General features: G+C 67.8%; 11 protein-coding genes. 5 read left to right on the top strand and 6 right to left on the bottom strand.

Annotated features, from left to right (window positions below; all coding sequences use genetic code 11):
• Window positions 1-120 precede the first annotated feature (120 nt).
• From ACEQXV_RS15660 to iolC, 3 genes are all read right to left on the bottom strand, one after another.
• Entirely contained in the window at window positions 121-948 is an 828-nt protein-coding gene (locus ACEQXV_RS15660; protein ID WP_370269948.1) for a class II fructose-bisphosphate aldolase, read from the bottom strand.
• Window positions 949-1,030: 82 nt separating this feature from the next.
• The gene (locus ACEQXV_RS15655; RefSeq protein WP_370251310.1) at window positions 1,031-1,870 is read right to left on the bottom strand and encodes a 5-deoxy-glucuronate isomerase; all 840 of its coding nucleotides are present in this window, start codon (window positions 1,868-1,870) and stop codon (window positions 1,031-1,033) included.
• Between the two features lie 13 nt (window positions 1,871-1,883).
• Window positions 1,884-2,858 carry a 5-dehydro-2-deoxygluconokinase gene (gene iolC, locus ACEQXV_RS15650; RefSeq protein WP_370269947.1) on the bottom strand — a complete coding sequence of 325 codons (975 nt, stop codon included), beginning with the start codon at window positions 2,856-2,858 and terminating at the stop codon, window positions 1,884-1,886.
• A 95-nt stretch (window positions 2,859-2,953) separates the two neighbouring features.
• Here iolC and ACEQXV_RS15645 point away from each other — a divergent pair, with 95 nt between their 5' ends.
• The 3 genes from ACEQXV_RS15645 to ACEQXV_RS15635 are packed head-to-tail and all read left to right on the top strand — an operon-like array spanning window position 2,954 to window position 6,130.
• Entirely contained in the window at window positions 2,954-4,057 is a 1,104-nt protein-coding gene (locus ACEQXV_RS15645) for a Gfo/Idh/MocA family protein (RefSeq protein WP_370269945.1), read from the top strand.
• 12 nt (window positions 4,058-4,069) lie between these two features.
• Entirely contained in the window at window positions 4,070-4,960 is an 891-nt protein-coding gene (locus tag ACEQXV_RS15640) for a sugar phosphate isomerase/epimerase family protein (RefSeq protein WP_370251379.1), read from the top strand.
• A 12-nt stretch (window positions 4,961-4,972) separates the two neighbouring features.
• Entirely contained in the window at window positions 4,973-6,130 is a 1,158-nt protein-coding gene (locus ACEQXV_RS15635; protein WP_370269944.1) for a Gfo/Idh/MocA family protein, read from the top strand.
• A gap of 28 nt (window positions 6,131-6,158) precedes the next feature.
• Here the strand turns inward: ACEQXV_RS15635 and ACEQXV_RS15630 are convergent, their stop codons facing one another.
• Window positions 6,159-7,160: a LacI family DNA-binding transcriptional regulator gene (locus ACEQXV_RS15630; RefSeq protein WP_370251377.1), complete on the bottom strand. Its 1,002-nt coding sequence runs from the start codon at window positions 7,158-7,160 to the stop codon at window positions 6,159-6,161.
• A 131-nt stretch (window positions 7,161-7,291) separates the two neighbouring features.
• Here ACEQXV_RS15630 and ACEQXV_RS15625 point away from each other — a divergent pair, with 131 nt between their 5' ends.
• Window positions 7,292-8,257 carry a LysR family transcriptional regulator gene (locus ACEQXV_RS15625; RefSeq protein WP_370251376.1) on the top strand — a complete coding sequence of 322 codons (966 nt, stop codon included), beginning with the start codon at window positions 7,292-7,294 and terminating at the stop codon, window positions 8,255-8,257.
• On the opposite strand, the gene ACEQXV_RS15620 is transcribed toward ACEQXV_RS15625, so the two are convergent.
• Window positions 8,251-9,768: a trimethylamine methyltransferase family protein gene (locus ACEQXV_RS15620; RefSeq protein ID WP_370269943.1), complete on the bottom strand. Its 1,518-nt coding sequence runs from the start codon at window positions 9,766-9,768 to the stop codon at window positions 8,251-8,253. The genes ACEQXV_RS15625 and ACEQXV_RS15620 overlap by 7 nt on opposite strands.
• 179 nt (window positions 9,769-9,947) lie before the next feature.
• Here ACEQXV_RS15620 and ACEQXV_RS15615 point away from each other — a divergent pair, with 179 nt between their 5' ends.
• Window positions 9,948-12,383, top strand: a complete 2,436-nt coding sequence (locus tag ACEQXV_RS15615) for an FAD-dependent oxidoreductase (protein ID WP_370269942.1) — start codon at window positions 9,948-9,950, stop codon at window positions 12,381-12,383.
• On the opposite strand, the gene ACEQXV_RS15610 is transcribed toward ACEQXV_RS15615, so the two are convergent.
• A partial coding sequence (locus ACEQXV_RS15610) for a putative inorganic carbon transporter subunit DabA (protein WP_370269940.1) occupies window positions 12,380-13,852 on the bottom strand: 1,473 nt, incomplete at its 5' end. The two genes, ACEQXV_RS15615 and ACEQXV_RS15610, sit on opposite strands and share 4 nt — an antisense overlap.

The raw sequence follows: 13,852 nt of genomic DNA, 5'->3' as shown, positions 1-13,852 counted from the left end.
GGTGATCGTGATGCATGGGGTGTCTCCTTTGCGTCGAGTTGATGCAAAGGGATGTGCCCGATCCGGCCCGCGCGGGTCTTGACCGCGCCTGCCAGGTTGTTGACCGATCCTGTCAGCCGGTCAGGGCCGCAGGTCCCGGATCACCCTGCGCGCCGCCGCGCAGAGCGGGTTGTGCAGGGCCGACAGGATGGCGATGCGGTCAAAGCGGTCGGGGGCATCGGCAAGGCTCGCGCGCAGGCTGGCGCCGAAGATCTGGCGCAGTTCGGTGCCGATGTTGAACTTGCAGATGCTGCTTTCGGCCGCGAGCCGTTTGCGCTGCGCATGGGGCACGCCCGATCCGCCGTGAATGACCAGCGGTGTCCCTGTCAGCGCGGCGATCTCGGCGATGCGGGCCTCGTCCAGCCCGCCGCCGGTGTCGGTCTGCAAATGGGTATTGCCCACGGAAATGGCGATGGCATCGACACCGGTCTCCCGCGCAAAGCGCGCGGCTTCGCCCGGATCGGTCCCGCGAGAGGCCGCGCCCGCCGCGTAGCCCACGAAGCCGATCTCGCCCTCGCAGCTGACGCCCGCCGCATGGGCCATCTCCGCGATGCGGGCGGTGCGGGCGATGTTCTCGTCCAGGGCCAGGGCGGAGCCGTCGAACATGACCGATGTGAAGCCTTCCGCGATGGCGACGCGGCAATCCTCCTCGTCGGTGCCATGATCGAGATGCGTGACCACGGGGACCGAGGCGCCTTCCGCCAGTTCCCGGAACATCGCGCCCCAGACGGGCAGGGGGGTGTGAGCGCGCGCGCCGGGCCCGGCTTGCAGGATCACCGGCGCGCCCTCGGCCTCGGCGGCGGCCACATAGGCGCGCGCGTCTTCCCAGCCCAGGCACACAAGCCCCGCCACGGCGTAACCGCCTGCCAGCGCCGGTTGCAGAACCCCGGCCCATGTCGCGCGGGTCATCGCAGGGCCTCCCTTCGCTTTCGTATCCGGGGATCGCACCCGCAGGGTGCGCCACCGCCCGTGGCCCCGTTCGGGGCAGGACTCATTTGAACTTCGCCACCATGTCCATGATGCCGGGGATGGTATGCAGCTGCTCGGCATGGGTGGGCTGGAAATACTGCTTGAGCGAGCGTTGGCTCAGCCCGCCGAGAATGGTGAAGTAATACATCTCGTAGCCCGGAAGCGCACAGCAGGGGTGATAGCCCTTGTCGATCAGCACGGTCGACCCATCCATGATGTGATAGGCATCGCCCGGCTCGTTATCGACCCGTTGCAGCATTTGCAGCCCGGAGCCGTAATCGGGCTTGAAGCGGAAATTGTAGCATTCGTCATGCCGCGTTTCATCCGGCAGGCGATCGGTGTCGTGCTTGTGGCTGGGAAAGCCCGACCATCCACCCGCGCCCACGGTGAACAGCTCGCTGACCAGAAGCCGCCCGACCCGGTCATGGTGGCCCGCGCCGAGGATATGCTTGATCTTGCGGTGCGTCTTGGTGTCGTCCGACCCGTATTGCACGAGATCGAGCTCGTCCCTGCGCACCGCGAAGGGTTTGAGCGTCTCCGCGAATTTCGCACCGGCAATGAAGGTTTCGGTATCGGTCAGCGCGGTGATACGGCAGCCCATGTCGGTGGGCACGTAGACACCCTCGGGCTCGCCATCCCAGACATCCGCCCCCCGGTTGCCGATCTGCGCGAAGGTCTCGCCCCCGGTTTCCACGGTCACTGTGCCGGTCGCGGGCACCACGCAGGTCTCATAGCCCGCGAGCCGGTAGTCGAAATGCTCGCCCGCCCTGAGCTTGACGATGTTGAAATAGGTCAGCGGCACAAGCGCGTCGTCGACATCGACGATGGGTTTGTTGTGGTTGTCATGGGGGGGGATATGCATCTCGTCTCTCCTCTCAGACGGGGGCGGGTCTTTCGGCCATGAAGCGGGCCAGTTCGTCGGGCGTGGGCATGGCCGGGGCGCAGGCCACGCGCGACACCACGATCGCGGCGGCGGCGGAGCCTGTCAGCACGGCGGTCTTCACGTCGCCGCCCGTGGCCAGCGTCGACAGGAACCCGGCCATGAAACTGTCGCCCGCGCCGGTGGGTTTCAGGGCCTTGGTGCGGTAGATCCCGGTGCGGAACTCGCCCTCGGACGTGATCGTGATGGCGCCCTCTTCGCCCATCTTGTAGACGACGATCCGCGCGCCCTCTGCGATCAGGGACCGGGCCTTGTCGAGCCCCCTGTCCATGCCGCCCGCCATGAAGCCGAATTCCACGTCATTGCCGATGATGATGTCGCACAGCGCGCCTGCACGGGAATAGACCTCGGCCGCGACCTCTGCCGAGGGCCAGGAATAGGGGCGGTAATCGACGTCGAAAACAAGCGGCAGGCCCGCGGCGCGGGCCAGCTCGAAAGCGCGGAAACAGGCGCTGCGCGAGGGCTCGGCCGCTAGCACCGTGCCGGTTGTGACAAGGGCGGAAAAACCCGCGTAATCGACCGCCTCCACATCCGCCCTGGTCATCGCGAAATCCGCGGCCCCGTTGCGGTAGATCACCGATTGCGTGTCTTCCAGCCGCGTTTCCACGAGCGCCAGCGAGTTGCGCGCCTCGCCGCCCTCGGTCTGCACATGCGTCCGGTCGATCCCGTAGGCGTCGAGCTGGTTGAGGCAGAAGCGCCCGATCGCGTCGTCCGACACGCGCGTCACAAGCGCGGCCTTGCAGCCCAAGCGGCACAGGCCCGCCGCGATATTGGCCGACGAGCCGCCAAGCGCGGTGGTGAACCGGGTGGCCGCTTCGGTGCGCGCGCCCGGTGGATCGGCATAGAGATCCATCCCCGCCCGCCCGATCACCAGGAAGGCTTTGCCCGCCAGCCGCGCCAGATCCGCCATTTTCGCCGCCCTCCCGGAATTCCCTGTTGCATGGGGCCTTGGCTCAGGATAACAATTTTGCAACCGGTTGCAATATCGAATGGGAGGGGTCCAGCGTGGCGGACCAGATCGGCATCGGGATCGTGGGGGGCGGCTATATGGGCAAGGCCCATTCCGCGGCATTCGCCTCGGTCGGAACCGTTTTCGAAACGCGGCTCAAGCCGCGTCTGGTTTCCATCGCGGCCTCCAGCCCCGAAAGCGCGGATCGCTACGCGTCGGCTTTCGGCTTCGAGCGGGCGGCACCCGATTGGCGTGCCCTGGTCGAGGATCCGGGCGTCGAGGCCGTGGTCATTGCCTCGCCCCAGAGCACCCACAGGGACATCGCGCTGGCGGCGATGGCGCTTGGCAAGCCGGTGCTGTGCGAAAAGCCCATGGGGCTGGACGTGGCCGAGGCCCGGGCGATGGTGGAGGCGGCGAAGGCTGCGGGCGTGGCCAACATGGTGGCCTATAACTACATCCGCACCCCGGCCTCGCAATATGTCCGGCAGTTGCTGGCCGAAGGGGTGATCGGGCGCATCACCCAGTTCCGCTGCACCCATGACGAGGATTTCCACATCGCCCAGAAGACACCCGCCTGGCGCTGCGAAGGCGATGCAAACGGATGCCTTGGCGATCTTGCCCCCCACGCGATCAATGCTGCCCTCGCGCTGATGGGGCCGATCGCCGAACTCAGCGCCGTGATCGAGACCGTCTACCCCGAGCGCAATGGCATTCCCGTGACCAATGACGACCAGGTGCAGATGATGGTGCGCTTTGACAGTGGCGTGATGGGCCATATCGCCTCGTCTCGCGTCGCCACGGGCCGCAAGATGGGCTACGCCTACGAGATCACCGGCACCGAGGGCGCGATCCGCTTCGACCAGGAGGACCAGAACGCGATCTGGCTCTACCGCAAGGACGATGCCGCCGGGCAGAAGGGCTTTCGCAAGATCCTGACCGGGCCCGATCACCCCGATTACCTTCCGTTCTGCCAGGGCTATGGCCACGGCACCGGCTACCAGGACCAGATCATCATCGAGGCGCATGATTTCCTGACCGCCATCGACACCGGCAAGGCCGTCTGGCCGACATTCGAGGCGGGGCTGGAGGTTCACCAGGTCATCGCAGCCGTCCGCGCGGCCCATGCGGGGCGCGACTGGCAGCGCCCGTCGGATTTCTGAGAGGCAGAGCCCATGATCGAGATTGGCAACGCCCCCTGTTCCTGGGGGGTGGAATTCCCCAAGGACCCGCGCAACCCGCCCTGGCGGCAGGTGCTGAAGGAATGCGCCGAGGCAGGCTATCGCGGCATCGAACTGGGTCCGGTGGGCTACATGCCGGAAAACCCCGTTGAACTGGCCGAGGCGCTTGATGAACACGGGCTGACCCTGATCGGCGGGGTGGTCTTCCGGCCTTTCCACGACCCCGACAAGTGGCTCGACGTCGTTGACGGGGCCGAACGGACCTGCAAGGCGCTGGCCTCGCACGGGGCGCAGCACCTGGTGCTGATCGACTCGATCTCTGCGCGCCGCGCTGCCACGGCGGGCCGCGCGGATGAGGCCGAGCAGATGGACAAGGCCGCCTGGACCGCCTTTCGCAACCGCATCGTGACCATCGCCAAGATGGGGGCCGAGGTCTATGGGCTGACGGTGTCGATCCATGCCCATGCCGGCGGGTTCATGGAGTTCGAGCCGGAGCTGGAACGCCTGTTGAACGAGGTTGACGCGGGCCTTCTGAAGATCTGCTTCGACACCGGCCACCACTCTTACGCGGGCTACGACCCGGTGGCCTTCATGAAACGTCATCTCGACCGTATCGCCTATATCCATTTCAAGGATGCAGACCCCGCCGTGAAGGCCGAGGCGATCCGTAAACGAACGGATTTTTACGAGGCCTGCGGGCAGGGCATCTTCTGCAATCTTGGCAAGGGCGATGTGAATTTCCAGGCCGTCCGGCGCCTGCTGGTCGAGCAGGGTTACGCGGGCTGGTGCACGGTCGAACAGGATTGCGACCCGACGCTGGACATTTCCCCGATCGCCGACGCACGCGCGAACCGGGACTACCTGACATCCATTGGCTTCGACTGAGGGAGGCTTGCCATGGGAAAACTGAACTGGGGCATCATCGGTGGCGGCGAAGGCAGCCAGATCGGCCCGGCGCACCGTCTTGGCGCGGGGCTGGACGGGGAGTTCGCCTTCGTTGCGGGCGCGCTCGACCATCGGCCTGACGCCGGGCGCGACTATGGCAGGCGGCTTGGACTGGCGGCGGACCGCGCCTATGGCGACTGGCGCGAGATGCTGGAGGGCGAGCGCGGGCGCGCGGACCGGATCGACCTCGTGACCGTGGCCACCCCCAACGCCACCCATTTCGAGATCACCAAGGCCTACCTGGAAGCGGGCTTTCACGTGCTGTGCGAAAAGCCCATGACCATGACCGTCGAGGAAGGCGAAGAGATCGTGAAGCTCGCCCGGGCGACAGGGCGGATCTGCGCCGTGAACTACGGCTATACCGGCTATCCGCTGGTGCGCCACATGCGGGCGATGGTGGCGCGGGGCGACCTGGGCAAGGTCCGGCTGGTGAAGGCCGAGTTTGCCCATGGCCACCACGCGGATGCGGAGGATGCGGACAACCCGCGCGTGCGCTGGCGCTATGACCCGGCGCAGGCGGGCGTGTCCGCGCAATTCGCCGATTGCGGCATTCACGCGCTGCATATGGCCAGTTTCGTGATTGGGCAGGAGGCCGCGCGTCTCTCGGCCGATACCGTCAGCTGCATCTCCAGCCGCGAGCTGGAGGATGACGCGATGGTCAACCTGCGCTTCGATGGCGGCGCCGTGGGGCGGCTCTGGACCTCGTCCGTGGCGCTTGGCCGCCAGCATGGGCTGACCTTGCAGGTATTCGGCGAAACCGGCGGCCTGCGCTGGAGCCAGGAACAGCCCAACCAGCTTTACTGGATGCCGCTGCGAGGCCGCCTGCAGGTGATCGAGCGCGGCGAAGGCGGTCTCTCGCCCGAGGCCGACCGTGCCAGCCGCGTGACCGTGGGCCATGCCGAGGGAATGCCCCTGGCCTTCGCCAATATCTACCGCGATCTGGCCGAGGCGATCCGGGCGCAAAAAGAGGGGCGTGAGATGGATCCGGCGGCGAATCTCTACCCGCGTGCCGAGGATGGGCTGCGGTCGATGGCGGCGGTTTTCGCCGTGGCTGAAAGCGGCAAGGCCGACGGGGCCTGGACCGACGCGCGCCCGCCGATGTTCCGCTGAGGCGGCGGGCCGGCGGGGTGGGTCCCGTCTAGCCGATGGTGCGCAGGCTGCCTCGTTCCACCAGCTCAAGGGGCAGGATACGCTGTTCGGGCGGCTGATCGGGCCGCTCGGCCACCTGCACGGCAAGATCGACGGAGGCGGCGATGATCTCGGGCAGGGGCTGGCGGATCGTGGTCAGGTCGATCAGGCCCCAGGCCGCCGCCGCCATGTCGTTGAATCCCAGTAGGCCCACGCTGCCCGGCACGTCCCGCCCCGCCGCCCGAAGGGCCGAGAGCGCCCCGGTGGCGATCACGTCGTCACCACAGAAATAGGCATCGGCCAGAGGTCCCGCCGCCAGCAGCCGTCGCATCTCGGCTTCGCCGGCGTCGAAGGAATAGGCCGTCGCGAAGCTTTCGCTCAGCGTCACGCCGGGCACGCCCGACAGGGCCTGGCGCAAGCCCTCCAACCGGTCTTGCGTGGTGGTCGCGCTGGCCGGACCGCCCAGGAATCCGATGTTCTCATAGCCCCGCGCCTGCAGAACCCGGGCCGCCATGCGCCCCGCCTCGACATTGTCGATCCCTACCATTGGCACCCGGGGCTGCGCCGATGCACGGCCAAATGCGTGCACAACGGGCAGGCCCGCAGCCTGGCACGACAGCGCGAATTCGGCGGGCAGGGTGGAGGAGGCCACGATCACCGCATCGACCGAGTATTGCCTCAGCATCCGCACGGGGTCTTCCGGCCCGGTGCCGTCGGAGAGGTTCACCAGCAGGGGCCTCAGGCCCCGGTCCTGGATCGCGCGCGTGAAAAGGTCGAACACCTCAAGGAACAGCGGGTTGCGGAAGTTGTTGGACACAAGCCCGATGAGCTTGGTGCGCCCCGTCGACAGGCCCGAGGCCAGCGCGCTTGGCGCGTAGCCCAGTTCTGCCGCGGCCTTTTCCACCTTGGCGCGGGTCTTGGCCGAAACCGATGCGCCTGCCGTGAAGGTGCGCGACACCGCCGAGCGGGATACGCCCGCGCGCTCTGCCACCTCCTTGAGCGTGACCGTCATCCCCGTTCCCTGTCCAACGCCTGCATGATGAGGAAATCAGACAGCACCGGACGGGGGATTGCAACCGCTTGCAGGGCTTGCACGCGGCGGGGCGAGGCGACAGGATCGGGCCGGGCAGGGGAGGTCCGCGGATGGAACGCTCGAAACTCAGCATCAAGTGGCTGGAAGCCTTCCAGGCCGTGGCCCGGACCGGGTCGATCCGCGATGCGGGCGCATCCCTGGGCGTTTCGATCAGCACCGTCTCTCATCACCTTTCCTGCCTCGAAGATGCCGTGGGCGTGCCACTGATCGACCATGCCCGCCGACCGATGCGCCTGACCCCGGAAGGCGCCGCCCTGCTCCGGCGGGTGGACGAGGCGCTGTCGGCCCTGCGCAAGGGGCTTTCGGAGGTCTGGACCGAGGACCTTGCCGCACTGGCCCGCAGCCTGCGCATCGCCGCGATCGAGGATTTCGACGCCGAGGTGGCCCCGCGCCTGGCCCATGACCTCGCCCGTGCCCTGCCGGGCTGCGACTTTTCCTTCCTGTCGCGCGCCAGTCACGAGGTGATGGCGCTCTTGCAGGCGGAAGATGCCGATATCGGCGTGGCCTCTTCCTCGGACTTCAAGGCAACGGGGCTGACCGAAGCGCCGCTTCTGCGCGATCCATACGTGCTGGTGGTGCCGCGCGCCCGCGCTGACCGGGCCGAGGACTACCTGGCCGATGCCACCGGGCTGCCCTTCCTGCGCTATTCGCGGCGGCAGGTCATGGGGCGTCGGGTCGAGGCGCAACTGCGCCGCCTTGGCCTGTCTCTGTCAGGCCGGCAGGAATTCGAAAGCACCATGACGATCCTGTCGCTGGTGGCGGGCGGGCAGGGCTGGACGGTGACCACCGCACTGACCTATGGGCGCGGACGGCGCCTGCATGGCCAGATCCGGGCGCTGCCCTTCCCGGCCAAGGGGTTTGCCCGGCAGATCTCGATCTACCACAGCGCGGAACTGCCCCAGGGCGTGCGAGACCTTTTCACCGCGCTGGCCCGGCCGCTGGTGCTGGACCACGCCGTCGCCCCGCTGGTCGCGGCAGAGCCCTGGCTGTCGGGGCAGTTGCGCCTGCTTCAGTAGACCACCGGGAAGCGCGCGCGGATCGCCACTTCCTGGGCGTCGCTCAGGTAGCGCGGGTCATGTTCGGACAGGATCGCGCGGGCGCGCCTGCGGGCGCGGGTCCAGGCATCCTCGGACCCCGCCTCGGCCCAGGCCCCTGGGCTGTCGCGGTCGGCAAGCGTGGGATAGTGATAGTCCCGCTCCATCGCCGCATGGGTCTGGGCCGCGCCCAGGAAATGCCCGTCGGCCAGGATCGCCTCGCAGATCGCGTCGAAGCCGAGCGTCTCGTCGCTGACCTCGATCCCCCTCAGCATGCGGTAGATCGCCGAATGCATTTCATCGTCCAGCACGAAGGCTTCGAAACTGGCGCCAAGCAGCGCCGCGGTCATGCCCGAGCTTTCGTAGACGAGGTTGCCGCCCGCCAGTCCCGCCGCCAGCGCCGTCAGCCCCTTTTCCGCGCCATATTGCGCGTCGATGGCCTTGGCGTCGGTCATGGAACTGGCGATGCCCGAAGGCAGGCCGAGCCAGTTGGAGATTTGCGCCGAGGCTGCGTTCATCACTGCCACCTCTCCGCCCCCGCCCGAGAAGGCCCCGGTGCGCAGGTCGATGACGAAGGGCCAGTTGGAAAAGACCATCGGATGTCCGGGCCGGATCACGTTGACCATGACGAGGCTGGCCAGCGTCTCGGCCAGGGATTGTGCCAGGAAGCCCGCCAGCGTCGCGGGTGCGGTCGCACCGGATTGCGCGGCGGTGATGCAGGACATCGGGATGTTATGGGCAACGCATTCATAGACCACGTCCACCGCGTCTTCGCCGAAGCGCATGGGGGAAATGACCGGGCTGATATGGGCCTTGACGAAGGGGCGTTTGCTGAAGGCGCCTGTGCCGCCTGCTGCGATGTCGAGCATTTCGACGATCGGGGCCACGTGGCTGGCCAGGGTAAAGGCGGTGGCCACGGGCTTCGTCGTGTTGCGGATCAGCGCATGAACCGTGTTCACGTCCAGCGCGAACGGATCCTCCACATCCGTTGCGATGCAGCAGCGGGTGAACCAGCTGACATTGGTCAGGCGGTCCTGCAGCCTGGTGAAGTCATGCAGGTCGCGCAGGGTGGCCGCGCGGTAATGCCCGCTGTCGATATCCAGCACCTGAACCGCCGCGCCCCCGGTGCCGAAATGCACCCTGTCGCCCCCCACCTCGATCGAGCGGGCCGGATCGCGGCCATGCAGGACGAAGCGCTTGGCGGCCTTGGCGATGCACGCCTCCGTCAGCGCCTCGGGGATCAGCACGCGGCCCCGGCCGTTCTCCTGCGCGCCCGCGGCCAGCAGATCGCGGCGCAGCCGGTCGGGCACCTCGCCCATGCCAAGCTCGGCCAGAAGGCGCAGGGCCGTGCGGTAGATCGCGATGATCTCGGGCTCGCTCAGCGGTCGGTATTGCCCGCCGCGCTGGCCCGGCGGGCAGGGGTTCGCAGGCCCCGCCGCGCGCTGCGCCAACCGGTCCTTTCGCCCGCCGCCCTTGCGCCTGTTGCCCGTCATCCTGTGCCTCCTGATGGTCGGCCCATCACATCCGTGCCTCTCGAAGCTTGGCAAGGGGCAGGGCGCGTCTTGGCGTGTTTTCAAAGCCCTGTTTCGACTTCTTCGAAACGGCAAGCGCCCCCTTGCATCCCGTGCCCGGCTCGGTCCGACTGCGGGAACCCATCGAAACGAGGCATCACATGAAAACGCGCACGAAAGTCGTGGTCATCGGGGGCGGCATCGCGGGCTGCTCGACGCTCTATCACCTTACCCAGGAGGGCTGGAGCGATGTCATGCTGCTGGAACGCGACGAACTGACCTCGGGCACCACCTGGCACTCGGCCGCGCAGGTGACGAATTTCGGGATGAACCAGACGATGGTGGGGCTGAAAAGCCATTCCATCGCGCTTTACAGGGAACTGGCGGAAGACCCGGACTATCCAATCAACTACCACCACGGCGATGGCGGCATAAGGCTCGCCAACACGCAGGCGCAGATGGACGGCTATCGCCATTTCGCCTCCATGGCGCGGGGGATGGACGTGCATTTCGAGGTGATCGACGCCGAGGAATGCGCAAGGCGGCATCCGCTGATCTCGACCGAGAACCTTCTGGGCGGTCTCTGGGACCCTCTGGATGGCGATATCGACCCCGCGCAGCTCTGCCAGGCGCTGGCGCGCCGCGCGCGCAAGGCAGGGGCCGAGATTCACCGCTTCACCCCGGTCACGGGGCTCAGGCAGCTACAGGACGACACCTGGATCGTGGAAACGGACAAGGGCGAGATCCACGCCGATATCGTCGTGAACGCCTGCGGCTACCGCGTGAACGAAGTGGGCGCGATGATGGGGGTGCATCATCCCGTCATGTCGATGGAGCACCAGTATTTCATCACCGAGGAGATCCCCGGCATCGTTCAGGCCGGCCACCGGATGCCGCTGATCCGCTGCCCGATCAGCGACTATTACTGCCGTCAGGAAAAGACCGGGCTTCTGATCGGCTTCTACGAACAGGACTGCAAGACATGGGGGATGGACGGGATCGACCCCAATTTCACCATGGACCTCTGCCCCGACGACCTCGACCGGATCACCGATGTGCTGGAGGGCGCCTTCGCCCGCATGCCCGCGCTAACCGAGGTGGGGATCAAGACCGTGGTGAACGGCCCCATCACCTACACGATCGACGGCGCGCCGCTGGTGGGTCCGGTGCCCGGCAAGCGCAATGCGTTCTGCATCATTGGCCTGCGCGCGGGCCTGGGCGAGGGCGGCGGGCATGGCTGGCTTCTGGCGCAGCAGATCGTCCATGGCGAGGCCTGCTATGACACCTGGGTGCTCGACCCGCGCCGCTTCACCGGCCATGGCAACGTGGAGCTTTGCGCGCTGAAGGCCATCGAGGATTACCAGAACGAGTTCCGCTTCCACTTCCCCCATGAACACCGCCCGGCGGGCCGACCCATCAAGACCACGCCGCTGACACCCGTTCTGGCCGCCGAAGGGGCGGAGTTCACCGTCGTGAATGGCTGGGAGCGGATGGAGTTCCTCAAGCCCGCGCCCGATTTCCACGAAACGCTCGGCTACCGCTTCAACGAGGTCTTCGACATCGTCGCGCGCGACGTGAAGGCAGTCAGCGAGGGCGTGGGGCTGGCGGAGGTGAACGGCTTCAATCGCTACGAGATCACCGGCGCCGATGCGCATGGTTTCCTCGACCGGATGATCTGCGGGCGGGTGACGCGCAAGCCCGGCAAGGTAGGGCTTGGCTACCTGCTGAACCACCATGGCTGCATCAAGTCCGAAGCCACCATCGCCAACCTGCCCGCCTCGTCGCGCGGACCGGATCGCATCTGGTATGGCTCGGCGGCGGCGGCGGAACAACACGACATGGACTGGCTCAGGCGCCACCTGCGCCCGGGCGAAGATGTGCAGATACGCTCGCTGACCAATGACATGACGATCCTCGTGCTGGCAGGCCCCAAGGCCCGCGACGTTCTGGCGGCGGTGTCGCGCGGCGACTGGTCGGCGGCGGCCTTCCCGTGGCTTTCCGTTCGTGAATGCTTCGTAGGCATCGCGCCCGCCACGGTCATGTCGGTCAGCTTCTCGGGCGAGCTTGCCTATGAAATCCACGTGCCGAACAACCAGCTCTACGCCGCCTATCTCGCGCTGCGACAGGCAGGCGCGGCGCATGGGATGCAGCTTTTCGGCGCGCGCGCCATCGAGTCGATGCGGCTGGAAAAGGGCTACCTGCACTGGAAAGCGGACCTGCTGACCGAGTTCGACCCGTTCGAGACCGGGCTCGATCGTTTCGTGCGGATGGACAAGCCCGGTTTCATCGGCAAGGCCGCGCTGGAGGCGCGTCTTGCCACCGGCCCCCGGCGGAAACTGGTCACCCTCCATGTGCAGGCACAGGATCGCCCGGCGACGCCGGGCGCCTCGATCATGGCGGGTAACCGCGTCATGGGCACGGTCACGTCAGGTGACTGGGGGCACCGGGTCGGGATGAACCTGGCCTATGCCTTCGTCGACCCTGAACTGGCCGCGCCGGGCAGCGCAGTGCATCTCGACCTCATCGGTGACCTCGTGCCCGCCAAGGTGATCGCCCCGGGGCCCTACGACCCCGGGAACCTTCGCGTCAGGGCCTAGGCCGCCTGCACCGCCGCTGCCCCGGCCCCCGACGCCTGCCAGCCGCCCGCCTCGTAGCGCCAGGCGATGCGGCCCGCCGCGTCCATGGCCGACAGAGACAGCCAGCCATTGTCGAAGAGCGCGGCCAGCTCGGGATGCTTCTCCAGCACGCCCGAGATCGCCTCGGTCGGGGCCTCGATCACCACCGAGAGGCGCAGCGCCTCGTGCCGGAACGCGCTGCCGTCATGGACCGACTGCATCGGCAGGCCCGCGCGGAGCAACCCGCCATTGCCCTCAACCACGCCGATTCCCCCGGTGACGTTATGGAGAAGCTTGTTGCCTGCGCCGAAGGCCTCGGGGGCCACGGTCGAGCCGTAATATTGCAGCGAGATCCAGCTGGCCACGACCACCGGGGCGGTCAGGATCAGCTCCAGCGTGGCAAAGCCCTCATCCGCCTGCCAGTCGTAGCTGTGCAGGAAGGCGCGGCCGGCCAGGTCGCGGCCCCGGCTGCGATGGCGCGGGGCGGCGATGAAGGCCGAACAGCCCGCCAGCCCCCATTCGGGGCGCAGGTCGGACCAGTCGCCGCCGCGCGCGGCGAGACTGGCCTCGCCCCCGGCGCGCGGCAGGCTCAGCGCCCGCTCGGTCCGGGCCAGCCTGCCCGCGCGTGCAAGCGCGCCCCGCAGCCGGTCCAGATCGGGGCCATGCCCGGGGGCAGGCGCGTCGTCGAAGAGGGTCATCTCGTCCGACACCGTATCATGCAGACCAGCGACGAAGAGCGTGTCCTCGGGGATCACGATCCCCGCCTCGGCCAGCCCGGCCCGCACCTCGCCATCGTTGAGGAGCCCGGCCAGCGCCCGCGCGTTCACATCGCCCGCATGGCCCCCGCAGGCCCCGCATTGCAGCGCGCTGGCATGGGGGGCGTTGGTCACCTCGGCCCCGTGGCCTGCCAGCAGAACGAGCCGCGCGAAGCCCCGCGTCAGCGACATGGCGCCAAGCACGGTGCGGGCCGCGGCGATGCGCTCGGTCAGGGGCAGGTCGAGCGTGGGGGCAGGATCGAGGCGCGCGCGCCTTGGCCTGGCCCGGCTGTCCCTGACCAGCTTGGCGGCGTAAAGCGGTCCCGCAGCCTCGACGAAGGCAAAGGCGGATACGGCGGCCATCTTGAACCGCCCCCAGGCCCGCGTGGCCCGGGCGCGGATGCGCCGGTCGCAATCATCGGCGGGGCGCGCCGACGTGTCGAGCGCCGGTTTCAGCAGCACGGGCGCGCGCGCCTCGACACTGTCGGAACCCGCGCGCCGATGCGACAGCGGCAGGCCGAAGAAGCCGGCAAAGCCGATGGTGGCAATCCCCTCATCGGCCTGTTCCAGCGCCCGCCGATAAACCTCCGAGCGCACGTCGATGCAGAAGGCAGCCTGGATCGCGGGGCGGCCCCCGTCGGGGGCCGGGGCCGGAGCGTCGAACAGGGCGGCAAGCCGCCGTTCTTCGCCCCGTTC

This window comes from Nioella sp., assembly GCF_964229645.1.
Taxonomy (GTDB): domain Bacteria; phylum Pseudomonadota; class Alphaproteobacteria; order Rhodobacterales; family Rhodobacteraceae; genus Nioella.
Note: the sequence above shows the minus strand (reverse complement) of the source record. Positions and strands in the feature narration are given on the sequence as shown.